This window comes from Trebonia kvetii (assembly GCF_007827045.1).
Lineage (GTDB): Bacteria > Actinomycetota > Actinomycetes > Streptosporangiales > Streptosporangiaceae > Trebonia > Trebonia kvetii.
The window spans coordinates 1,018,026-1,040,273 of record NZ_RPFW01000003.1 but is presented as its reverse complement, the minus strand read 5'-3'; the positions used below and the strand labels follow the sequence as shown (position 1 = coordinate 1,040,273).

Here is a 22,248-nt window from a genome sequence, read left to right as displayed (position 1 = left end):
GAGACGAGTGACGATGAGTTCCGATCGGACCCGGCTGGTCACCGTGTCGGCGTCGTACGGCGCGGGCGGCAGTGTGGTCGGCCCGGCGCTCGCGGAGCGGCTCGGTGTGCCCTTCCTGCAGCGGGCGACGACGAGCACCGGCGGCACCGCGCACCCCAAGGCGGGACCCGACCCGTGCACCGAGCGGCTGTCGGCGGCCGAGACGGACCTCACGCCGGCGCACCGGCTGCTCGCCTCGCTCACCCAGGCGATGCCTGCGGGCCCCACCCAGTCACCCCCGGCTTCCCGGTATCAGGAAGAGCACCTGCGCCGGTACTGCGAGGAAGGAATCCGCCGCGCGGCCGCCGACGGCGCCGGGGTGATCCTGGGCCGGGGCGCGGCGGTGGCGCTCGGCAAGTCGCGCGGCTTTCACGTCCGGCTCGACGGGCCGGCGTCGCTGCGGGTCGTGCAGGTCGCCGCGATCGAGGCGATCGGGGTCGATGAGGCGCGCAGGCGCATGGCCGCCGCCGACCGGGCCCGCGTCGCCTACGTCCGCCGCCTCTACCGGGCCGATCCGGCCGACCCTCGGCACTACCACCTGGTGATCGACTCCACCGCGATACCCCTGGACGCCGTCGTCGAGGTCATCCTCCGGTCGCTGGCGGCGTTCCCCGCCGTACTTCAGCAAGCTGGAGAAGCCAAAGCGCTTCAGGAGGGAACCCGCTGACATGGAAACGCTAGACGGCAATGCCCTAGCCGGGCTGCTCGAGGAGATCTTCGGCGAGGACATGACAGGCGTCATCATTACCTGCCGGGCCTGCCAGGCGTCGGCGGCAATCGCGGAGACAGTGGTCTACCCGCGCCTGCCCGGCGCGGTAGCCCGCTGCCGCAGCTGCACGGCGATACTGATCGCCATCACCCAGGTCCGCGGCATCTACTGCGTCGACACCCTTGGATTTGACACCAGGCAACCTGCATAGGAGGCCGTCGCCAGGGTTTTCACAGATAGTCGCGTTTGCGCATCCAGACGAGGGTGACCCAGCCCCAGATTGGCGGCAGGTAGGCGGTGAACAGGCGCTGGATGAAGACCGCGGCGGTGGCATCGGCCTCGGCGACGCCGGCCGCGGTGAGGCCGAGGATCAGGCCCGCTTCTACGACGCCCATACCGCCGGGGGAGGGAGAGGCGCCGCCGATCATCGCGGAAAGCCTGATGACCACGATCACGACAGGAAGCCGGAGATGGTCATCGAAGGCGCGCAGCGAGACAGACAGCGACATGGCTATCAGCAGTTCCCGCGCGACCGCGCCGCCAACCAGGAGCGTCAGCTTGCCAGGGGACCGGGCTATCTCCCTGAAATTGCCCAGGATGCTGTGCAGTTTCGGGCGCGCCTTGTCGGCGGCCAGTCTCCGCAGCCTGGGCACCGCGAGCAGCAGCCCGGCGGCCAGCGCGACCAGCACCACGACGGCCAGGATGACCCATACCAGCTTGGAGTCTCCACTCAGGTGCGAGCCGGCGTCGAGGTGGATGGATCCCCAGGCAAACGGCAGCGAGATCAGGAGGAGCACCAGGGTCGTAACCCAGGAGACGGTGGTCATGATGGCGCCCGAGCTCAACGCCGTCGACGTGTCGTAGCCCTGCTTTTGGTAGAAGCGAACCCGGGTCGCGAAGACCGCCGCGGTCCCGCCTGCCAGCGCGCTGAACGTGTTGGCGATCTCGGTGCCGAGCACCCGTCCGAACGGCAGTGGCCCGGCCACGCTGCCGATGCTTTCCACGGCCGAGGCGACGTAGGCGAGCTGCGCGAGGAGGAACGCCATGATGACCCAGAGCCAGCTGGCCCCGATCACCGTGTCGAACGACTTCGAGACGTCGAGGAGCACGCCGATCAGGACCCAGCCGCCGACGAGCGTGCCGATGACCATGAGCAGCGTCGCCCAGCTAACCCGGCGGGGCTCCACCAGCGTCGGCAGCTCGATCGAGGCGGCCTCGGCGGCGCGCTGCCTGAGGTCTGGCAGCAGGTCGCGCTTGCGCCGCAGGTTCCGGCGGAGCGCGGGATCGAGCGCCGGCGCGTGCAACTGGCGAAGGGCGCCTTGGAGGATCTGCGGCGGCAGGCCCCGGGCCGCGGCGGCGGCGGCTCGTTCGGCACCGACGAGCAGTGCCGTCGCGGCCATCACGCTGGCCGCGTCCCGGTCGAGCTGATCCGGCGACGCGCTCGACGAGGCGTTGCGGAACTGAGTCAGGATCATGCTGTTAGCCGCTGGTTGAGCCCGCAGCGTGTCGCCGCTGACGGCACCGTGGGCGATCCGCGCCCGGCGCAGGATCAGCAGCTGCCGGTAGAGGTCATCGAGGCCGGCGTCGCTGATCTTGGTGGCCTCGGCCTCGGCCTCGGCCAGGCTCGGGCCCGCTGGCAGCCGGTAGACCAGCAGCGCGTCCTTGGCCGGTCCCGCGGTTCCCGCCTCGACCAGCTCGGGAACGGCGGCACCAGCCTGGCCGGCCCGCAGCGTGAGGTAGGCCTCGCGTTCGACCTGCTGCAGCCGGGTAATCGTGAAGGTCGGCCCGGAATCCCGGTACAGCAGGAACCGGCCCGCCTTGGTGAGCAGCTTGGCGTCCGCCGCATCCCGGCCATAGACGTCGATCCCGAGCCGCCCGCCGGGCGAACCGTCGGGGCGTGTCTCGGTTGCCTGATACCTCGCCACTCCCCAGACTTGCCGGGGCACCGGACGCACGTTGCTGGCACTGACGCCTATCTCGCGCAGCAGCAGCCGCACATCGTCGACCGATGGCAGGCCGAGCGGTGAGCCGAAGACGAGCCGGACCGCCACCGCCGCCCCCCAGCCGATGACCAGGCTGCCGCCGACGTTGAGCGGCAGCCCATGGCCTCCGACAGCCGTGGCCAGGGCGGTCAAGGCGATGAAGATCTCGACGAGCCGCTGCATGCCCCGCGCCAGGTACGGCAGGGCCGCCGTTGCTACCGCCATGAACAAGGCGATCCGCAGCACCGGAAAACTCAGGTCATACCCGCCGATTACGACCCCGGCGGGCCGCCCGCCGCGACTTCCAAGCACCGCGACCAAGATCCCGCTCACCGCCGCCGCGACCGCCGCGCTCAGCGCGATATCCCGCGCGATCAGCCAGCGGCGCGCAATCAGCGCCAGTGCGACAAGCACGATGACCACGCCCAGCGAACCAGCCTGGTAGACCACCGTCACCAGCCAAGTGATGCTCCACGGCGGTGGATGGATGACCTGGACGATGGCCCGGTCAACGCGGGAGTCAAAGCGGATGATCAGCAGGCAGCACACCAGTGCCAGCACAGCGCAGGCCAGGCGTACCCCATCTGTCCCGCGCCGTCGCCGCTGTCCGTCGCCCGCCGTGGCGAACACCGCCGAACGCCAGCTGCGCAGCAGGCCCGGGCGGGATTGACTCTTCAGCCGCGCCGCTGGGGCGGCGGCCTGGGGGACGCCTGGAGTGCTCACCTCCCGATGATGCGCGGGAGACGCACTACCCTGATCACCCGCGCAGGGTGATGAAAACACAGGTCGTTACGCTGGAATTATGACAGTCGCGCTCCGCCCGGATGACGCCGTGCCGAGGCTGGCAGCGAGAAGCCCGACTAACTTGCCAATGGTCCGCGCAACGTGAAAGCTGACCCCTGTGATCGACCCAGACTCGGCGATGCCGCCGTATGAGCAAGTAGCCAAGATGCTGCGAGACGAGATCGCCCAGGGAACCCTGACCGGCCGTGTCCCCTCGGCCCATGACGTGGCGGAACACCACCAGGTCTCCCACCGCGTCGCGGCCCGGGCTTTGGAGATCCTGCAAGGCGAGGGCATGATCGAGAACGTTCCCGGCGAGGGGCACGTCGTACGCCACCCCCGGACTTGATACACCTATCGACTGGTCAATTGTCGTAGTCTGCCTCGTGCGGGAGACCGGACTCCGGGTGCGCCGCCGCGGCGAGCGCCTCGCGGCAGGCGAGGATTCGCGGTGTGGCGACGAGGGCCGTGCGGGTGGCCGTGAACACGGTCCGGCGCGGCGATCCGGGCAGGTCGACCACTCGGACCCTCGGCCGCCGGCGTACGCTCATCAGGCCGGGCAGGATGGCGACCGCGTTGCCGGCTTCGATGAGGGCGACGTGGGCCTCGAGGTCGGCGGTCTCGAAGCGGACGTCGGGCTCGAAGCCGGCCGACCGGCACACCTGCTCGGCCCAGTGCCGGCTCGCCGCTCCCTTCGGCTCCATCACCCAGGGCACGTGCGCAGCGTCCGTGATCGTGCGGATCCCGTCCCAGATCGCGCCCTCGGGCGGCACCGCCAGGCGCAAGGCATCCGTCGTCAGCAGGTCGCGGTCGAGATCGTGCAACCAGGGCGCGGCATGGCCCGGGTATTGCTCGGCGACCACCAGGTCGAACTCGCGCACCCAGGTCTCGTAGAGCGCCTCCTCCGGCTCGCGCTGCGACATCGTCACCCGCAGCCGGGGGTGACGCTGGGCAAGGTCGGCCAGCATCTGCGGCATGAAGGCGAGCGCGGCAGACTGGAACACCGCGACCCGAACAGTGCCCGCGGCGGCCTCGCCCGCCTCGGCCAGGTCCCACTCGGCTCGCTCGAGCCGATCCAGGATCATCCCCGTATGCTCGGCCAGCCGTTCGGCGGCCGGGGTCAGCTGCACGCGGCGGCCCACCTTGCGCAGCAGTGTCACCCCCGCCTCCCGCTCAAGCTGGGTCAGTTGCTGGCTGACTGAGGACGGGCTCTGATGCAGCGCCTCGGCAACCTCGGCCAGCGTGCCGCGCAGGCTGAGCTCATAGAGCAGCCGCAGGCGTCGCACATCGAGCATGACGCGATGATACATCGGCTTTGCTTACGAATGTTGATCGGAAACATTCACTTTTCTTGAAGCGAAGCACGGCCGACACTGGACGCACCAGTCAGACGTCTCACAAGGAACCTGAGTGACCGATCAGTCTGCGCATGATCCCGCCTTCATCGCCAGCGTGGAGTCCCAGGTCGCGGCCTGGCTCGCCGCCGCGGCCGCCAAGCCTGTCCAGCCGTCGGCCGCGCGCCTGGCCGGCGTGCTCAAGGATCCCGATGGCCTGGCGTTCACCGTCGGGTTCGTCGACGGCGTCATCCGGCCCGAGGACGCGCGCGTCGCCGCGCGGACGCTGCGGGAACTGGTGCCCGTCACCCCGAAGTTCCTGCCCTGGTACCAGAAGCTCGCGCTCCGGGGCGGCGCCGCGCTCTCCCGTTTCGTGCCCGGGCTGGTCATCCCTGTCGCTCGCGCGGTGCTGCGCAGGATGGTCGGCCACCTGCTCATCGACGCCACCGACGCCAGGCTGGGCGCCTCGATCGCCCGCATCCGCGAACGCGGTGTGCGGCTCAACGTCAACCTGCTCGGCGAGGCAGTCCTCGGCGAGGCCGAGGCGGACCGCCGCCTGGCGGGCACCAGGACGCTGCTGGCCCGCGACGACGTGGACTACGTGTCGGTCAAGGTCTCCTCGGTGGCCGGGCCATTCTCGCCCTGGGCACACGACCAGGCCGTCGGAGACGTCATCGGCCGGCTTCTCCCGCTCTACCAGTACGCGGCCGCTCAGGGCGCGGCAGGCGTGCGCAAGTTCATCAACCTGGACATGGAGGAGTACCACGACCTCGACATCACCATCGACGTGTTCACCCAAATCCTCAACCGCGAGGAGCTGCTAGGCCTCGAGGCCGGCATCGTGCTGCAGGCATACCTCCCCGATGCGCTCGGCGCGATGATGCGGCTGCAGGACTGGGCCGCTGCCCGCCGCGCGCGCGGCGGCGCCCCCGTCAAGGTCCGCCTGGTCAAGGGCGCCAACCTGCCGATGGAGCGCGTCCAGTCCTCGCTGTCCGGCTGGCCGCTGGCCACCTGGAGCAGCAAGCAGGACACCGACACCAACTACAAGCGGGTGCTCGGCTACGCCCTCACGCCAGAGCGGACCGGCAACATCCGGCTCGGCATCGCCGGCCACAACCTCTTCGACATCGCCTACGCCTGGGAGCTGGCCGGCCGCCGCGGTGTCCGTGACGGCGTCGAGTTCGAGATGCTGCTCGGCATGGCCGAGGGCCAGGCGGAAGCAGTCCGGGAGACCGTCGGCGGGCTGCTGCTCTACGTCCCGGTCGTCCGCCCCGAGGACTTCGATGCCGCCATCGCCTACCTGGTGCGGCGCCTTGAGGAGGGCGCGAGCCAGGACAACTTCATGTCCGCGGTCTTCGACATCCACCGGGACGCCGCGCTCTACCGCCGTGAGAGCGAACGCTTCCGCAAGGCCCTGGCAAACGTCGACGACGCCGTCCCCGTCCCCAACCGAACCCAGGATCGCCGGCAGCCGGTGACCGCGGCGCCCGCGGCGCGCTTCAGCAACGCCCAGGACACCGACCCGTCGATGCCCGCCAACCGCGACTGGGCCCGCCAGATAACCGCCCGCATGGAAAAATCAGCGCTCGGCGATCAGCTAGTCGCCGATCACACGATGACCGACCCGTCGGCGGTAGACCCGATGCTGGCGGACACCGCCGCCGCGGGCGCCGCCTGGGCTCGCAAGACCGGCACCGAGCGGGCCGCGGTCCTGCGGGCCGCCGCCGTGGAATTCGAGCGGCACCGAGCCGGCTTTATCGAGGTCGCGGCCAGTGAGACCGGCAAGACGATCGACCAGGCCGACCCCGAGGTCTCCGAGGCGATCGACTTCCTGAACTACTACGCCGATCTGGCAGAGGACCTGGACACGGTCGACGGTGCCGTCCACGTCCCGGTCGGGCTCACCCTGGTCACCCCGCCGTGGAACTTCCCTGTCGCCATCCCGGCCGGCGGTGTCGCCGCGGCCCTGGCCGCCGGCTCCGCCGTCGTGATCAAACCCGCACCGCAGGCCAGGCGCTGCGGCGCGCTGCTCGTCGAGTCGCTTTGGGCCGCGGGCGTCCCGAAGGACGTACTGCGCCTGGTGCACGTCCCGGAGAATGAGGTCGGCCGGGCGCTCATCGCCAGCCCGCGGATCGACCGTCTCATCCTCACCGGCGCGTTCGAAACCGCCGAGCTGTTCCGCGGCTTCCGCCCCGACCTCCCGCTGCTCGCCGAGACGTCCGGCAAGAACTCCATCGTCATCACCCCGAGCGCCGACCTCGACCTGGCGGTGAAGGATCTTGTCTACTCCGCATTCGGCCACGCCGGCCAGAAGTGCTCGGCCGCCTCGCTCGGCATCCTGGTTGGCTCGGTCGCCTCGTCAAGGCGCTTCCGTGACCAGCTCATCGACGCGGTCACCTCGCTGCGGGTCGGCTACCCCAGCGACAGCACCGTGCAGGTCGGGCCGATCATCGAGCCTGCCTCCGGCAAGCTGCTGCGCGCACTCACCGAGCTCGCCCCCGGTGAGTCCTGGCTGGTCAAACCCAGGCCGCTCGACGACAGCGGCCGCCTTTGGTCCCCGGGTGTCAAGACCGGCGTCAGGCGCGGCTCGGAATTCCACCGCACCGAGTACTTCGGCCCCGTGCTCGGCCTGATCGCCGCCGGCAGCCTGGAGGAGGCCATCCAGATCCAGAACGAGACGGAATACGGCCTCACCGCGGGCCTGCACTCACTCGCGCGGGACGAGCTGGAGAGGTGGCTCGGCGCCGTCGAGGCCGGCAACGCGTACGTGAACCGCAGCACCGTCGGCGCGGTCGTGCGCCGTCAGCCATTCGGCGGCTGGAAGAGGTCCGCGGTTGGCGCCGGCACCAAGGCCGGGGGGCCGAACTACCTCATCGGCCTCTCCGACTGGACCCCCGCCCCGGCGGCCAGGCTCGGCACCCCGTCCACGGCCGCGCAGGAGATCGTCGATGGCGCCCATGCGCTCGGCCTCGAGAACGCCGACCTGGTCGCCCGCGGCGCCGGCTCGGACGCCGTCGCCTGGCGCGCGGAGTTCGGCGTCGCCCGCGACGTCAGCGGCCTGCTGGCGGAGAAGAACGTGCTGCGCTACCTGCCCGTCCCTGTGACGATCCGCATCGAGAACGACGACACCGCGGCCCTGCTGCGCGTCCTGGCCGCGGGCATCGCCGCCGGCGCCCAGGTCACGGTCTCCTCGGCCAGCCCGCTCGCCCCTGCCGTCGTCGCCCTGGTCACCCACGCCGGGGCAACGTACGCGACGCAGGACGCGGCCGCCTGGGCGGCCACCCTGACCAGCGTCGGCGCTCCCGCCCGGGTCCGGCTCATCGGCGGCGACCGCACCGGGTTCGCCGCGGCCAGCAGTGGCCGCCCCGGCATCGCCCTCTACCCGCAGCCCGTGGTCGAGGCGGGCCGCATCGAGATGCTGACCTTCCTGCACGAGCAGGCGGTCGCTGTCACCGCCCACCGCTTCGGCTCGCCAACGCCCCTAGCCGAGGCCCTTCCCTGGGGAAGTTCGCAAGATAACTGAGCTCACCTGACAGCTGCCGTTCGGCGGCATCGCCCGTGTATGCCTTATTGCACCGATGTCCATCAGGGACTCGGCTTGAACACGAGGAGGAAGGCCGATGAGCAGCGGCCACGGGCACGAGATCACCTCGCCAGGACGTCCGGAAACCATTGAAGTAGCCCGCGGCGTGTACGCATACGTACAGCCAGACGGGACATGGTGGATCAACAACACCGGGTTCGTGACCGGGCCTCAGGGGGTCTTCAGCATCGACGCCTGCGCAACGCAGCGGCGCACACTCGCGTACCTGGGTGCGATCAGGCAGGTAACGACGGCACCCGTGCGTACCGTGCTGAACACCCATCACCATGGCGACCACACGTTCGGCAACGCGCTGTTCCCCGCTGCCACGATCGTGGCGCATGAGCGGGCCCGCGCCGAGGTGATCGCGTTCGGCCCGGCCAGGGATCTTCCGTTCTGGGACAACCCTGACTGGGGACAACTGCCGCTCGAACCGCCCTTTCTGACGTTCACCGACGAGATCGCACTGCACGCCGGGGACACGAGGATCACCGTGCGGTACGTCGGCACGGCGGCTCACACGACCAACGACGTGCTTGCCTGGCTCCCCGAACAGTCGGTTCTGTTCTGCGGCGACCTGGTGTTCAACGGCGGCACGCCGTTCCAGCTGATGGGGTCGGTGGCCGGTGCCATTGACGCGCTCGAGCAGGCGGTCCTGCCACTCGCGGCGCGCACCGTCGTGCCGGGCCACGGCCCCGTGTTCGAGGGCACCGCCCCGATCGAGGCGACGCTTGACTACCTGAGGTTCGTGCTTGACCTCGCCGCCCGGGGCCGCGCGGCCGGCGCGTCTCCGCTGGAGGCGGCACGCGGCACTGACCTCGGCCGGTTCGCCGGATGGCCGGACGCGGAACGCATCGTCGGCAACCTCCACCGTGCTTACGCCGAACTCGACGGAACCACGCGTGGCGGCCCGGTCAACGTGCCGGACGCGCTAGCGGACATGGTGACCTACAACGGCGGCAAGCCACTCACGTGCCTGGCATGACCAGGCTCGGCGTGTGCCGGCGAATGCCCGTAGCTGGCTAGGGCCGGGTGGCGGTGAAGCCGGACGGCTCCAGGGCGAGCTCCGCCTCGTACGGCTGACCGTAGGCCCGCACGTCGTCCGAGGCCCGGAAGCCGGCCGGGGTGGTGACCTGGAAGCGGTATCCCAGCGCGGCCAGTTCCTTTCTGAAGCTTACGGCCGACGCGTCGTCCAGCTGCGCACGCCAGTTGAACGACGGCGAGCAGCTGTAGGCGAGCAGCTTGTCCGGGTACTGCGAGTGGATGACGCAGGCGAACGCGCGGGCGGCCGCGAGGTCCGGCTCCGGGGTCTCCAGCCACAGCACGTCGGCGTAGGGCGCGAACGCGAGCGCGCGCGTGCCGCACGCGTACAGGCCCGGCTCCACCCGGTAGAACCCTTCCGCGGTCCGCTCGCCGGTCAGGAATTCATGGTCACGCTCGTCGATGTCTGACGTCAGCAGGGACGCCGTGCGAGCGCCGGTCCGCGCGATCACCAGCGAGGGGACGCCGAGCACGTCGGCGGCGAGCCGGGCCGCGGTCAGCGTGTCGATGTGCTGCCCGGTCGGGACGAGGACCGTCCCGCCGAGGTGGTCCTCGAAGCGCACGCCTGCCACGCCTGCCTCGATCATCGCCTTCATCAGCTCGAACGCGTCCGGGGCGCCGCCGATGCCGGTCTCGGCGTCGGCCACGACCGGGACCATCGGCCGCCCGGCGGGCACGATGCCGTCGCCTGGTCTGCCGGCTTGGCCCGGCAGGTAGATGGCCTGCGACCCGGCCCTGGCCAGCTGCACCGCATGGCTGCCGGTTGCCGCGCCGAGCGCCCGCACCGTGTCCTGGGTGTGCAGGAGGCCCCAGAGCCGGCTGGCGGCGCGCCGGGCAACGCTGTGCTCCCCGGCCACGCAGCCGCGCAGCCGGATCACGTCCTGCGCGCTGTAGTCGCGCGTGATCCCCGCCCAGCGGGGGTCGGTCTGCCATTCGTGCTGCAAGAGCGCCGCCTGCTCGCCAATCGCACTCATGCTGATCACGCCTTCCTGGTTACGCCGGGCCTGGTTACGCCGGGCGTCCTGCCCGGCTGGCCGTGAACCCATGCTGCGGTGCGAGCGCGCGATTCGGCGTGGTCATGCCGTGTAAATTTCTTTCATTTTTTCCAGATCGACGACTGATTTCATTCTTTAGAAGTGAAAACTCGTGAAAATTGGTTTAGATCAAAGGTCTAGGCCACTGCCCGCGAGAGCCGACGATGGTCCTATCCTCGGCTGTAGGGCTGTCCAGGCCCGAGGGTGGAGGTAGCGGTGCTTGTCGCACGCCTGCACGGCACGGGCGATATCCGGGTCGGAGCGGAAGCGCCGCCCGCGGCGCGGAAGGATGAGGCACCGGGAGAGCCGGTGGCTCTCGTCCGGGTGACGGCCGTCGGGATCTGCGGCTCGGACCTGCACTGGTGGACCGAGGGAGCGATCGGCGACGCCCGGCTGGCCGGCCCGCTCGTGCTTGGGCACGAGGGGGCCGGCGTGATCGAGTCCGGGCCGCGGGCCGGGCAGCGGGTAGCTATCGACCCCGCGATAGCCTGCGAGGCCTGCCGTGCCTGCCGGGACGGCTACCGGAACCTCTGCTACCGCATCAGGTTCGCCGGACACGGCGACACCGACGGGATGCTGCGCCAGTTCATGGCCTGGCCGTCGCAGCTGCTGCACCCGCTGCCTGATGCGGTGTCGGACGCGGCGGGCGCCCTGCTTGAACCGCTCGGGGTGGCCCTCTGGTCGCTGGACCTGGGGCATTTCCACCTGGGCGCGGCCGCGTCGGTGGCCGGCTGCGGGCCGATCGGGCTGCTGCTTATCCAGCTGCTGCGAGCCGCTGGGGCGTCCAGGGTGATCGCGGTGGAACCGCTCGCGCACCGGCGCGAGGCAGCGGCCCGCTACGGCGCGGACCTCGTGCTCAGCCCGGACGAGCCGGTGTCCGGGCTCGGGGTGGACGTCGCCTTCGAGGTGGCAGGCAACGACGACGGCGTGCGGATCGCCCTGGAATCGGTGCGGCCGGGCGGCCGAGTGGTCCTGGCGGGCATACCGGATGACGACACCACCACCTTCAGCGCGTCCCTGGCCCGCCGCAAAGGCCTTTCCATCGCGATGACCAGGCGGATGAACGAGGTCTACCCGCGGGCGATCTCACTGGCCGCCCGGGGCGCGGTCGACCTCGACGGGCTGGTCTCGCTGCGCGCGCCGCTCGCCGGCACCGCGGACGCCTTCGCCGTGGCGGCGAGCCGCTCCGGTCTTAAGGTGATCATCGAGCCCCAGCTGTAACCGACCTGAAGGGAGCGCCTACGTGGCCAGCGACTCCGCCATCCCCGGCGGGACCACCGATGCCGAGGGCAACGCGACAGCAAGCGCCGCGGCGCGGGCCGGCCTGCTGCACGCCGGCCCGGCAGGGTACGGCGAGCTCGCCGAGCAGCTGCACCAGGCGGTCGAGGCGATGGGCGGCTGGATGGCCGGGTACGGCGATTTCACCCCGCACCCATCCCTTGACGTGCCGCTTGAGCAGCTGCGGCGGGCCACAGGCGCGTTGCACGAGCGGCTGCGGGAAAACTACCCGTTCTTCCATCCCCGCTATGCCGGGCAGATGCTCAAGCCGCCGCACCCTGCCGCGGTGATCGGCTATGTCAGCGCCATGCTGATCAACCCCAACAACCACGCGCTGGACGGCGGGCCCGCCACCGGCCGGATGGAGAAAGAGGTCGTGGCGCAACTGGCCGCGATGTTCGGTTACCCGGAGCACCTGGGGCACCTGACGAGCAGCGGCACCATCGCCAACCTGGAAGCGCTCTTCGTCGCCCGCGAGCTGCACCCGGGCAAGGCGGTCGCGCACAGTGCCGATGCGCACTACACGCACGGGCGCATGTGTCATGTGCTTGGCGTCGAGTCAGTGGCCGTGCCCGCCGCCGCCGACGGCACCATGGACCTGCAGGCGCTGGAAGAGACGCTGCGCGCCGGGCGCATCGGCACGGTGGTGGCCACTGCCGGCACCACCGGGCTTGGCGCGGTCGACCCGGTGCACGAGATTGTCGTGCTCTGCCGCCGCTACGGCGCCCGGGTGCATGTGGACGCGGCCTACGGCGGCTTCTTCCTGCTCATCGCAGACGGCACGCCTGCGGGGGTGGCAGCGGAACCGTTCGCCGCGATCGCCGACTGCGACTCGGTTGTCATCGACCCGCACAAGCATGGCCTGCAGCCCTACGGCTGCGGCGCGGTGCTCTTCCGCGATCCCGGCGTGGCCCGGCACTACCTGCATGACTCGCCCTACACCTACTTCACGTCCGATGAGCTGCACCTGGGCGAGATATCCCTGGAATGCTCCCGCGCCGGCGCGGCGGCCGCCGCGCTGTGGCTCACCCTGCAGCTGCTGCCGCTGACCCCCGATGGCCTTGGCGCCGTGCTGCGCCCCGGCCGGCGCGCGGCCCTGGCGTGGGCCGGCCTCATCGACGCCAGCGATGAACTCGCTCTCTTCCAGCGCCCGCAGCTGGACATCCTGAGCTACTTCCCCGCCCGGCGGAGCCTGTCGGAGGTCGACCGCGCCAGCGCGCACGTACTCAACGCCGGCATGCGACTGCCCGACGCGCAGTCGCTGTTCGTCGCCACCTACACCGTGGACGGCGCCAGCCTGGCCGCCCGCGGGCATCGGGTGACGGCCGACGTGCCGAGTGGGCGCATCCTGCGCAGTGTGGCGATGAAGCCAGAAACCGAAGAGCACGTACCCGCACTGCACCAGCAGGTCCTTGACTTGCTCGCCGGCACCTGAACGGCTTGCCCGCGGATCCCGGCACGGCGCGTTTGCCTGGTCAGCTGCCTGGACACGTAGCAGGCGGGGCTCGATCGATCGGGGGAACGGTCATGAAGAGCAAGGCCGCCGTACAGGTAGAGCATGGCGGGCCGTTGGTGATCGAGGAAATCGACATTCCCGATCCCGGTCCGAATCAGGTCACGGTCCGCAACTTCGCGAGCGGTGTTTGCTACTCACAGGTGCACCAGTTGCGCAGCACCGCCTCGCCCCGGCCGATGGGCCTCGGCCATGAGGGCAGCGGCATCGTCACGCAGGTGGGAAGCGAAGTCACCCACGTAAAAGAAGGCGATCACGTCATCACGACATGGGTGCCCCGGATTCCCATTCGCGGACTGCCTGTTTCCAGGCCCACCGGCGCTACCCTGCACGGCCGGCCCCTCATCGCTGACGGCGATGTGTATACCTGGAGCGAGCACATGGTGACGTTCGCCGAGAAGGTCGTACCCATGTCACCGTCCGACCCTACCGATATCACCTGCCTCGTCGGCTGCGCCGTGCTGACGGGAGCTGGCGCGGTGCTGCATACCGCGAAGGTCGGGCTTGGCCAGTCGGTGGCCGTATTCGGCGTCGGAGGCGTCGGCTTGTCCGCGATTGGCGCCGCTGTTATCGCGGGCGCTGATCCCATCATCGCGGTGGACCTGGTCGACCGTAAGCTGCAGTTCGCCAAGGAGTTCGGTGCTACCCACGGTATCAACGCCTCGGATGCCGACCCGGTCACCGCTATTCGGGCGATCTGCCCGGGCGGAGTCGACTTCGCCCTGGACGCCGTCGGCGCGCCGACGACCGCTCTCCAGATTCTGCGGGCAGTCAGGCAGGGCGGCCCGAGGGCGGACAACCAGGGTGGCATGGCGGTGCTTATCGGGATTCCCGTCGCCGATGTCTCGGTCGACCTGAACGAGATTCTGCTGTACCAGCGCCGCTATTGCGGGAGCCTCGGCGCCACGAAGCCCGAGTACGATTTCCCGCGTTTCCTGGAATGGGTGCGCGAGGGCAAGTTCCCGCTAGCGAAGCTGGTGACCAACCGGTATTCGCTGGAACAGATCGAGGAGGCCCGCGTCGCGCTGGAGGAGGGCCGGATTCTCGGCCGGGCGATCATCGAGATCTGATCAAGCGGCTGGGAGTCGCGGTGGGGTAAGCGCTTGCCGCCCGTCGGCCGGGCCGGCGAAGCCGCCTGCGCGGTGGGTACGATTGCCCTCGACGCACGACGAGGGAGCGCCATGTCCGAGCCGGACGACGCGGACGTTATCGAGCAGGTACCCCGGCAGGTCAACTTTCCCGCCGTCCCTGGGCTGCGCGCTCTTCGCGGCGTCACCGGCACCGGGCGCCGCCGGATCGTCGCCATCGCAGCCGCGTGCGCGCTGATCGTCACCGCCGCCACGCTGGTGACGTTCCGGCTGACCGAAGGCCCGCGAACCGACCCGGCGCTGGCGCGGCTAGTCACCGAGGTCACCACGGTGCCCGTCGGCACGTCGGCGCCCGGCCTCCCCGTGCTTCCCGCGTCCGCCTCGGCGGACGGCGCGTCCTCATGGACGCTGATCGTCTCGAACACCCTTAGCCCGGTCAGTGGCCCGCCGCTCACTGGCAGCGGCAAGCCCGAGGTCTTTTACGTCGCCACCGAGTACTGCCCCTACTGCGCGATGGAGAACTGGCCGCTGATCGTCGCGCTCAGCCGGTTCGGCAAGTTCACCGGCCTGGCCACCAGCCGGTCGCCGCGGTTCGAGCACATCGCGCCTGTCGACAGCTGGACCTTCTACGGCTCGCTTTACACCAGCCGCTACCTTTTCTTCGTCCCCGTCGAGCGATACTCAAACGTCCTGGTGAACGGCGAAGCCAACCCGAACGCCGGCCGGAGCTACCGCGTGCTGCAACAGCTCACGCCCGCGCAGAAGGCCCTCTTCGCCAAGTACGACAAGTCCCGTGCGACCCCGTTCCTTGACTTCGGCAACCACGCGGTCGAGATCGGCTCCGGTGCCATCCCATCGCAGCTGATGGCAGGCAAGTCGTGGACGCAAATCGCCGCCGCACTCCGCCAGCCGAAGACCGGCCTCGGCGCGGCCCTGCTCGCCGAGGCGGACTCGCTCACCGCCGAACTATGCGTCCTGACCGGCAACCGCCCCGCTTCCGCCTGCCCGGCATTCCTGCAGAACGCAGAGCTCCCCTACTAGGCGCGCGGCGGCAGCGGCGGGCGGCGTCTTGACGCCCTGGTGCGCGTGTCTGGCGGTCGCGCCGCGGGCCGCTGCTCCAGTGCGTCAAGCGCGAGGCTGACCGCCGTCTCCAGCTGGGTGTCACGCCCCGCGGCCCAGTCGTCTGGCGACATGATGACCTCGACGTCCGGGTCGACACCGTAGTTTTCCACGCCCCAGCCGAGCTCATCGAACCAGAAGGCAAGCCGGGGGACGGTCATCCTCGTTCCGTCGACCAGCTCGTGGTCGTCGTCGTACCCGATGACGCCGCCCCAGGTCCTGGCGCCGACCACCGGGCCGAGCCCGAGCAGGCGGACCGCGGCGGTGACGATGTCGCCGTCGGATCCCGAGCATTCGTCGGCGACCGCGACGACCGGCCCCCGCGGCGCGTCCTCGGGATGGGTGGCCGGCTTCATGCCGCTCGGCACGTTCCAGGCGATCACCTTGCGGGCCAGCTTCTCCACGACAAGCGCCGAGGTGTGCCCGCCGGTGTTGCCGCGCACGTCCACGATCAGCGCGTCGCACAGCATCTCGGTGCGCAGGTCCCGGTGGAAGTCCGCCCAGCCCTGGCTCACCATGTCCGGCACGTGCAGGTAGCCGATCCGGCCGCCGCTGAGTTCCCTGACCTGTGCGCGCTTCGCGCTGACCCAGTCCAGGTAGCGCAGCCTGACCTCGCTGCGCAGCGGTACGACAGGCACGCTGCGCGGGCTGCCGCCGTCAGCGGGGGCGACGGTGAGCGCGACGGGCTTGCCCGCGGCGCCCGCCAGCAGCGGCCCCGGCCCGTCGGGCCCGACCGGCCGGCCGTCCACGGCGAGCAGCACGTCGCCGGCGGCGATCCCGGCGCCGGGTGACGCTAGCGGCGCGCGGGCGCGGGGGTCGGAGGTGTCACCGCGGATGACGCGGGACAGCCGCCAGGTGTCGCCGCTGCGCTCGATGTCCGCGCCGAGCAGGCCGGGCGTGCCTGTCGACGTGCTGTCCGGCGCGGTGCCGCCGCCCGCCGGACGGGCGTAGGCATGCGAGGTGCCGAGCTCGCCGAAAAGCTCCCACAGCACGTCGATGAATTCGGAGCTGGTGGTGATCCGGTCGAGCAGCGGACGGTACTCGTCCTGCACGGCGTCCCAGTCCACGTCCGCCATGTCGGGCACCCAGAAGTCGTGCCGCATGATCCGGGCCGCCTCGGCGTAGGCCTGGCGCCACATCGCGGTCGGATCGAGCAGGAACCTGGCCCGGCTCCTGTCGATCTCGATCCTGTCGTCGGGATTGCCGTCGTCGGCCTTGCGTTCCGCCGGAATCACCGTGAGCCTGCCGTGATCGTTGATGACCAGCCTGGTGCCGTCTCCGCTCGCCGCGAACCAGTCCACATCCCCGGCGAGCTCGGACACGTCGCGCCTGGCGAAGTCGAACCGCTCGAGACTCGGGCGCGGCGCGTCGTCGCCCGGCTGCGCGCCGCCGATGCCGAGTTCACCCGTCACCGGCTTGCGCAGCCAGGCCAGGCCGCCCTTCACCGCGCGCAGTCCCGAGTACCGTCCTTCGGGGACGGGGATCGCCACAATCCGTTCGGCTATCCTGGCGGGCTCAACCGGCACCGGCGGGACGGACGGCCGGTCACCGTCGGCAGTGCCTGCCGCGGTACCGGCGGCCGCGTTTGCCGCAGTACCGGCGGCCGCGTTCGCGGCGGTGCCGTCGGCACTCGCGGATTCACCGGCAGCCGACAGGACGTCGGCGCGTTTGTCCGCGGGCTCGCCGACGGGCCGCCCGCCGAGCTCCGGTGCGAAGGGCGACGGCGTCGCCGCGTCGAGGGTCAGCAGGTGCGGCCTGGCACCGTACGGGAACGTGAGGTCGAAGAAGTGCGAGTCGTAGACCGGGTCGAAGTCGCGCAGCGACAGGAACGCCAGGTACTTGCCGTCGAGGGTGAAGACCGGCTCGGTGTCGGTGAACCGCCCGTCGGTGGCGTCGAAAGCCGCGCCGTCGGCGATCCGCGCCAGCCGCAGCCTGCGAAGCTGGTTGATGTTGCTGTCGGCAGGATGCTCGGTCGGCTGCGACCATGCCAGCCAGGCGGAATCCGGCGACCAGGCAAGCCCGGTCACGATCCCGTTGTCCGACGCCGCGAGCTCCCGCACCTGGCCGGACTCGATGTCGACGACCCGCAGCCGGCCGTCCTGCGCCGCGACGGCGACCGTCTTGCCGTCGGGCGCCGCCGCCAGCCCGGTGACGCGGCCAACCTGGCCGACCGCGATCCGCCGCGGAGCCTCGGCCGGGCCGGCGCTGCTCGCCGGATCACCTGAGCCGATCTCCAGGGCGTCGCTGCCATCGGCGTCGGTCGCCCAGATGACCTGTCCCCCGGTCCCGAGTACCTCCGGGAAACGCGCCCGGACGCCGGGCACGACCGACACGGCCCGGGCGGGGCCGTCCCGGTGGGTCAGCCAGTGCACGGTCCCGCGAACCTCAACCGAGCTGGCCCGCCCGCCCTGGTCGACAGACAGCGAGCCGACGTGGTCCTCGGCCGTGACAAGGCGGGGTGCCCGGCCGCGCGCCGGCGAGCCGAGAGTGATGTCGAGCCGGACGGGACCGGGTGCCCGCAGATCTTCCAGAAGCCACAACTCGCCGCCGCGCGCGTAGACGATTCGCTGCCCGTCGGTGCTGGCCTGCCGCGCGTACCAGCCCTCGTGGTCGGTGTGCCGTCGCAGGTCGGTGCCGTCAAGCGCGCAGGAGTAGACGTTGCCGGTGCCCTCGTGGTCGCTGAGGAACGCGAGCCGGCCGCCGACGATCATCGGACTGGCGAACTGCGTCGGCAGGTCCGCGAGCACGCGCAGGAACGGACTCGGGGTGCCGCCCGGCGCACCGGACAGTACCGCCGTCGCGGTGCCGGTCCACAAGCGCCCGGCCGTGCCGCCACGGTAGCGCTTCCATTCGGCCAGGTCGGTGCCGAAGCTTCCCCAGGTGCCGGTGAGCAGCGCGACCGTGTCAGCGCCGCCGGCGTTTGCCCCGCTCGCGCCAAGCGACAGGTCGGACACCGGGCCGAGCGGCAGCACCCGCTCCGCGCCGGGACTGCCCGACAGCTCTGTCGTCAGCGCACGAGCCCTTACGTAGTGTCCGAACGGCTGGTGCGCCGCGCTGACGGCAAGCACCTCTCCGTCCGGGGTCCAGCCGCTGACGTGCGCCCACCGCATGCCCCAGTAGGTAAGCCGGGTGCTGACACCGCCGTCGAGGCCGGCCGTGTAGACCTCCGCGCTGCCGTCCCGTGAGCTGACCCAGGCGACGTGCGTGCCGTCCGGCGTCAGCCGCGGCGTCCAGGCGGCCGCCTCGTCCGCGGTGAACCGCCAGGCCCGCCCGCCCCCGACCGGTGCCAGCCAGACGTCGTCGGCAGCGACAAAGACCACGAGGTCATTAGTGACATGGGGGAATCTCAGGTATCCGCGTGACGCCACGTGGCTATCGTACGGTTTGGCCCGCTGCGGCCGGCATTATTTTTCGCCCAAAGGTTAGCCAGGCGAACAAACGCCTCGAGACCGCGAACCTGGGCGCCCTGTCCGTGGCGGAAAGCCTGTCGCCGGACGAACGGCTTCGGCTGACCGCCATCGGGGCCACCGGCTGAGGATCGGCGAAGCACTGCACCGTTCGGGATGACGGGTTGACGATGCGGCCTGCTGGCGGAGATTGTCTGACCGTGGGAACAAGAGACGTAGAGCGGCCGCGGCTGGCGGTTGCTTGGGTGATCATCCTGCTCGCAGGCGCGGTCGCCGGGTGCACCGGGTCGCCCGGCGCCGCACAGCCAGGCACCGCACAGCCCGGCACCGCACAGCCTGGGACCGCACAGCCAGGCGCCGCGCCGGCCTGGGGAGCGGCGGCACACCTCGACCGGAGCAATGCCAGCGAAGACCCCACATCCGTGTCGTGCCCGTCCGCGAGCTTCTGCATGGCGGTGCTCGGATCGGGTTACGCGGCCACCTACAACGGAACCAGCTGGAGCCCGCCCACCGGGCTGTCGTCCGCCGCCGGCCAGCCCGACTCGGTGTCCTGCCCTGCCGTCAGCTTCTGCATGGCCGTAGACGCGCAAGACACGGCCGCCTTCGTGTTCGACGGCAGCGCGTGGAGCTCTGCCGCCGGCATCAAGGATCCCGTCCCTGACCGGACGGGCATGGCATCGGTATCGTGCTCGTCACCGAGCTTCTGCGCCGCCGTTGACAACGGCTCCAACGCGTTCACGTTCAACGGGACCTCCTGGAGCTCCGCCACCGCCATCGATCCCGGCGGCCGGCTGAGCACGGTGTCTTGTCCGAGCGCCTCCTTCTGCGCCGCCGTCGACTACGGCTCCAACGCGTTCACGTTCAACGGGACCTCGTGGAGTTCCGCCACGGCCATCGACCCGGGCAGCTACCTGCAGGCGGTGTCGTGCGCGTCGGCCAGCTTCTGCGTTGCCATCGACCGCAGGGGGAACGCGTTCACGTTCAACGGCAGCACCTGGAGCGCAGCGGTCAACGCCCTGCCGAACGGCCTGACCATGGGAGAGGGCGGTATCTCGTGGCCGGTGGTGTCCTGCCCGGCCAGCGACTTCTGCGCCGCCGTCGACGGCGCCGACGGGAACGTGGTCACCTTCGACGGCAGTACCTGGAGCGCGGCCGTCAACATCGACGCCAAGGCCGCTAAATCTGTCGGCGAGCCGGTCCTCGTATTCCTGATGTCGGTGTCCTGCCGGTCCGCCCGGTTCTGCGCGGCCGGCGACACCGTCGGCGATGCCTTCATCCGGAGTTAACGGGCGTCCGGAGCTAGCTCACGTAGCCTGACCACACCGATGATGGCCATGCGGCAGCCCGCGGTCAGCCGGACGCTTCACTGACCACAAACCTGCAGCGGGGGCCAGGCGCGTTCGCGAGCCGGACATCTAGCGTGGCAAGCGGCGCGCCAAGAGCTTCCGCGATCGCTACGTACCACGCGTCGTAGCAGGTCACGTTGTCCCTGAGCTCCCAGATCCTTGTCGCGAAGGCCGCGTAAGGGAAGAACTCCACGCGCAGGTCGAGTAGATCAGCATGCGCCAGCGATGCCTGTTCTGCGGAGATGCCGCCAGCGGCGGCAGAGCGGCGCAGGATATTCGCCGCCTCGGCTGTCATCATGTGGGGGGCTGCCAGTGAATCGCTGGCGAGCAGAGCCTCAGCCCACCTGCCGTCCGTCCCGCTGTCGATGAGCCCGGCGACCACCGTGGAGGCGTCGATAACCAGGGTCACCGGCGGTCCTCGTCGCGGTAAGCGAGGATCTGCTCGGCGGTAAGCGACACGGGATGAGCGGCCTTCCGCGCCCTGATGCGCGCTACTAGTGCCTCGGCATCGGGCTGCCCGGCAAGCTCGATGAGCTTGGCCCTGAGGTACTCCTGAAGCGACCGCCCGGCCAGGGCGGCCCGCGCGGCAAGCTCGTTGCGCGTCTCGTCCGGAACATCCCGGACGGTGATGGACACGCTCATAGCAGCATTATGCTGCCATCGCTGCTATTATGCAACATCATTGTCTGCGGCGAATCTCGCAAGCGCGCTCCGGCGTCACGACTGGGCCTATAGCGCGCGGCCGCTGTCGGCGCGGTCTTGCTTTTAGGTAGAGCCTGCCAGACCGCGTACCTGCTAAGGTCCGAGGTGTACACGTTCTCAGGGCGGGGTGAAACTCCCCACCGGCGGTAGTGGCATCCGGTCCGAGCCGGATGGCCGAGCCCGCGAGCGCCGCAGCCTCTTCGGAGGCCGCGGGTCGAGCAGATTCCGGTGCGATCCCGGAGCCGACGGTCATAGTCCGGATGAAAGAGAACGCGACGCCGGCCCATCCGAGCGCGGGTGGTTCCTGTTCGCGTGTCATGCCCTGGGTGACATAGCCAACAGGAGGAAACCATGTCACCCGCTTCGCACCGCATCGCAATTGTCGCCGCCCGCTGGCATGCCGAAATCGTCGACGTGGCGGTGTCCGCCTGCCGCGTCGGCCTGGGCGAGCGCGGATTCACCGCAGTCGACGTGATCGAGGTACCCGGCGCCTTCGAGATCCCCTTGCGCATCAAGAGGCTCGCGTCCACCGGTGAGTATGCGGCGCTGGCCGGCTGCGCCCTCGTCGTCGACGGCGGCATCTACCGGCACGAGTTCGTGGCGGCGACGGTGGTGGACGCGCTCATGCGCGTGCAACTCGACACCGACGTGCCGGTGTTCTCCGCCGTCCTCACCCCGCATCACTTCCACGAGCACGATGAGCACCTGGCCTACTTCGCTCGTCACTTCGAGGTCAAGGGGGCGGAACTGGCCAGTGCCATTGCGGCTACGCTGAGCGCACAGGTCGCGACGGCCTGACCGAGCGGAGCAAAGAGGAGCCAGATGAGCTTCAACACGCCAAACGGAACCCGCGGCGCTCGTCAGCCTCGTGCCGGGCTCATGCTGCGGTGGTTCAATCAGCGGACCATGAACCGGCTCAGCCGCAAGGGCGGCAAGTTCATGGGCATGGACGCCCTGGTCCTGAAGACCATCGGCAGCAAGAGCGGTACCGAGCGCTCCAGTCCTGTCGCATGGTTCCCCGGCAAGGACGACAGCTGGCTGATCGTCGCGTCGGCGGGCGGTGCGCCGAAAAATCCGGCGTGATATTACAACATCGCCGCCCATCCGGACCGGGTGCGCATCGAGATGGCCGGCCGTCAGGTCGCCGTGACCGCTCAGCAGCTCCACGGGCCGGAGCGCGACGAGGCATGGCGGCAGATCACCACCGCGGCACCCCGCTTCGCTCAGTACGAGCGCAAGACCGACCGCGAACTGCCCGTCATCCGCCTGGTCGCCCAGGGTTAAGCGGGT

Annotated in this window: 17 protein-coding genes, 1 pseudogene and 1 riboswitch; of the genes and pseudogenes, 12 read left to right on the top strand and 6 right to left on the bottom strand. The window is 70.2% G+C overall.

Going from position 1 to position 22,248, the window contains the following annotated elements; all coding sequences use genetic code 11:
- The first annotated feature begins 13 nt into the window (after positions 1-13).
- Complete coding sequence (locus tag EAS64_RS19565) at positions 14-706, top strand: cytidylate kinase-like family protein (RefSeq protein WP_145854622.1); 693 nt, start codon at positions 14-16, stop codon at positions 704-706.
- A 1-nt stretch (position 707) separates the two neighbouring features.
- Positions 708-959 (top strand): DUF6510 family protein, encoded by a 252-nt coding sequence (locus EAS64_RS19560; protein ID WP_145854619.1) that lies wholly within the window; start codon positions 708-710, stop codon positions 957-959.
- 19 nt (positions 960-978) lie between these two features.
- On the opposite strand, the gene EAS64_RS19555 is transcribed toward EAS64_RS19560, so the two are convergent.
- A complete protein-coding gene (locus EAS64_RS19555) occupies positions 979-3,453 on the bottom strand; it encodes a lysylphosphatidylglycerol synthase transmembrane domain-containing protein (protein WP_145854617.1) in 2,475 nt (824 codons plus the stop codon).
- Positions 3,454-3,631: 178 nt separating this feature from the next.
- On the opposite strand from EAS64_RS19555, the gene EAS64_RS19550 reads away from it, so the two are divergent.
- Positions 3,632-3,862 (top strand): GntR family transcriptional regulator, encoded by a 231-nt coding sequence (locus tag EAS64_RS19550; RefSeq protein ID WP_145854615.1) that lies wholly within the window; start codon positions 3,632-3,634, stop codon positions 3,860-3,862.
- A gap of 16 nt (positions 3,863-3,878) precedes the next feature.
- Here EAS64_RS19550 and EAS64_RS19545 read toward each other — a convergent pair whose 3' ends face one another.
- Positions 3,879-4,808: a LysR family transcriptional regulator gene (locus EAS64_RS19545; protein WP_145854613.1), complete on the bottom strand. Its 930-nt coding sequence runs from the start codon at positions 4,806-4,808 to the stop codon at positions 3,879-3,881.
- 115 nt (positions 4,809-4,923) lie between these two features.
- On the opposite strand from EAS64_RS19545, the gene EAS64_RS19540 reads away from it, so the two are divergent.
- Together EAS64_RS19540 and EAS64_RS19535 are read left to right on the top strand one after the other, a co-directional pair.
- The gene (locus EAS64_RS19540; RefSeq protein WP_187366026.1) at positions 4,924-8,370 is read left to right on the top strand and encodes a proline dehydrogenase family protein; all 3,447 of its coding nucleotides are present in this window, start codon (positions 4,924-4,926) and stop codon (positions 8,368-8,370) included.
- Between the two features lie 97 nt (positions 8,371-8,467).
- Complete coding sequence (locus EAS64_RS19535; protein ID WP_145854612.1) at positions 8,468-9,415, top strand: MBL fold metallo-hydrolase; 948 nt, start codon at positions 8,468-8,470, stop codon at positions 9,413-9,415.
- Between the two features lie 37 nt (positions 9,416-9,452).
- Here the strand turns inward: EAS64_RS19535 and EAS64_RS19530 are convergent, their stop codons facing one another.
- The gene (locus EAS64_RS19530) at positions 9,453-10,445 is read right to left on the bottom strand and encodes an isocitrate lyase/phosphoenolpyruvate mutase family protein (RefSeq protein WP_145854610.1); all 993 of its coding nucleotides are present in this window, start codon (positions 10,443-10,445) and stop codon (positions 9,453-9,455) included.
- A 276-nt stretch (positions 10,446-10,721) separates the two neighbouring features.
- Here EAS64_RS19530 and EAS64_RS19525 point away from each other — a divergent pair, with 276 nt between their 5' ends.
- From EAS64_RS19525 to EAS64_RS19510, 4 genes are all read left to right on the top strand, one after another.
- Positions 10,722-11,726, top strand: coding sequence for a zinc-dependent alcohol dehydrogenase (locus EAS64_RS19525; protein WP_145854608.1), 1,005 nt, complete (start codon positions 10,722-10,724; stop codon positions 11,724-11,726).
- 22 nt (positions 11,727-11,748) lie between these two features.
- On the top strand, positions 11,749-13,218 hold the full coding sequence (locus EAS64_RS19520) for a pyridoxal phosphate-dependent decarboxylase family protein (protein ID WP_246115751.1): 1,470 nt from the start codon (positions 11,749-11,751) through the stop codon (positions 13,216-13,218).
- A gap of 92 nt (positions 13,219-13,310) precedes the next feature.
- The gene (locus tag EAS64_RS19515) at positions 13,311-14,366 is read left to right on the top strand and encodes a zinc-binding dehydrogenase (RefSeq protein WP_145854605.1); all 1,056 of its coding nucleotides are present in this window, start codon (positions 13,311-13,313) and stop codon (positions 14,364-14,366) included.
- Between the two features lie 111 nt (positions 14,367-14,477).
- A complete protein-coding gene (locus EAS64_RS19510) occupies positions 14,478-15,425 on the top strand; it encodes a DUF929 family protein (protein WP_145854604.1) in 948 nt (315 codons plus the stop codon).
- On the opposite strand, the gene EAS64_RS19505 is transcribed toward EAS64_RS19510, so the two are convergent.
- On the bottom strand, positions 15,422-18,871 hold the full coding sequence (locus EAS64_RS19505; RefSeq protein WP_145854602.1) for a S41 family peptidase: 3,450 nt from the start codon (positions 18,869-18,871) through the stop codon (positions 15,422-15,424). The two genes, EAS64_RS19510 and EAS64_RS19505, sit on opposite strands and share 4 nt — an antisense overlap.
- 239 nt (positions 18,872-19,110) lie before the next feature.
- Between EAS64_RS19505 and EAS64_RS19500 the strand changes: the two genes are divergently transcribed.
- Entirely contained in the window at positions 19,111-20,196 is a 1,086-nt protein-coding gene (locus tag EAS64_RS19500) for a hypothetical protein (protein WP_145854600.1), read from the top strand.
- A 64-nt stretch (positions 20,197-20,260) separates the two neighbouring features.
- On the opposite strand, the gene EAS64_RS19495 is transcribed toward EAS64_RS19500, so the two are convergent.
- Complete coding sequence (locus EAS64_RS19495) at positions 20,261-20,665, bottom strand: type II toxin-antitoxin system VapC family toxin (protein ID WP_145854598.1); 405 nt, start codon at positions 20,663-20,665, stop codon at positions 20,261-20,263.
- On the bottom strand, positions 20,662-20,898 hold the full coding sequence (locus EAS64_RS19490) for a FitA-like ribbon-helix-helix domain-containing protein (RefSeq protein WP_145854596.1): 237 nt from the start codon (positions 20,896-20,898) through the stop codon (positions 20,662-20,664). Before EAS64_RS19490 ends, EAS64_RS19495 begins: the two co-directional genes overlap by 4 nt.
- A gap of 169 nt (positions 20,899-21,067) precedes the next feature.
- Positions 21,068-21,234, top strand: a riboswitch (FMN riboswitch).
- A gap of 75 nt (positions 21,235-21,309) precedes the next feature.
- Here EAS64_RS19490 and EAS64_RS19485 point away from each other — a divergent pair.
- On the top strand, positions 21,310-21,756 hold the full coding sequence (locus tag EAS64_RS19485) for a 6,7-dimethyl-8-ribityllumazine synthase (RefSeq protein ID WP_145854594.1): 447 nt from the start codon (positions 21,310-21,312) through the stop codon (positions 21,754-21,756).
- 24 nt (positions 21,757-21,780) lie between these two features.
- Positions 21,781-22,242: pseudogene (locus EAS64_RS45955) on the top strand (nitroreductase/quinone reductase family protein).
- Positions 22,243-22,248 lie beyond the last annotated feature (6 nt).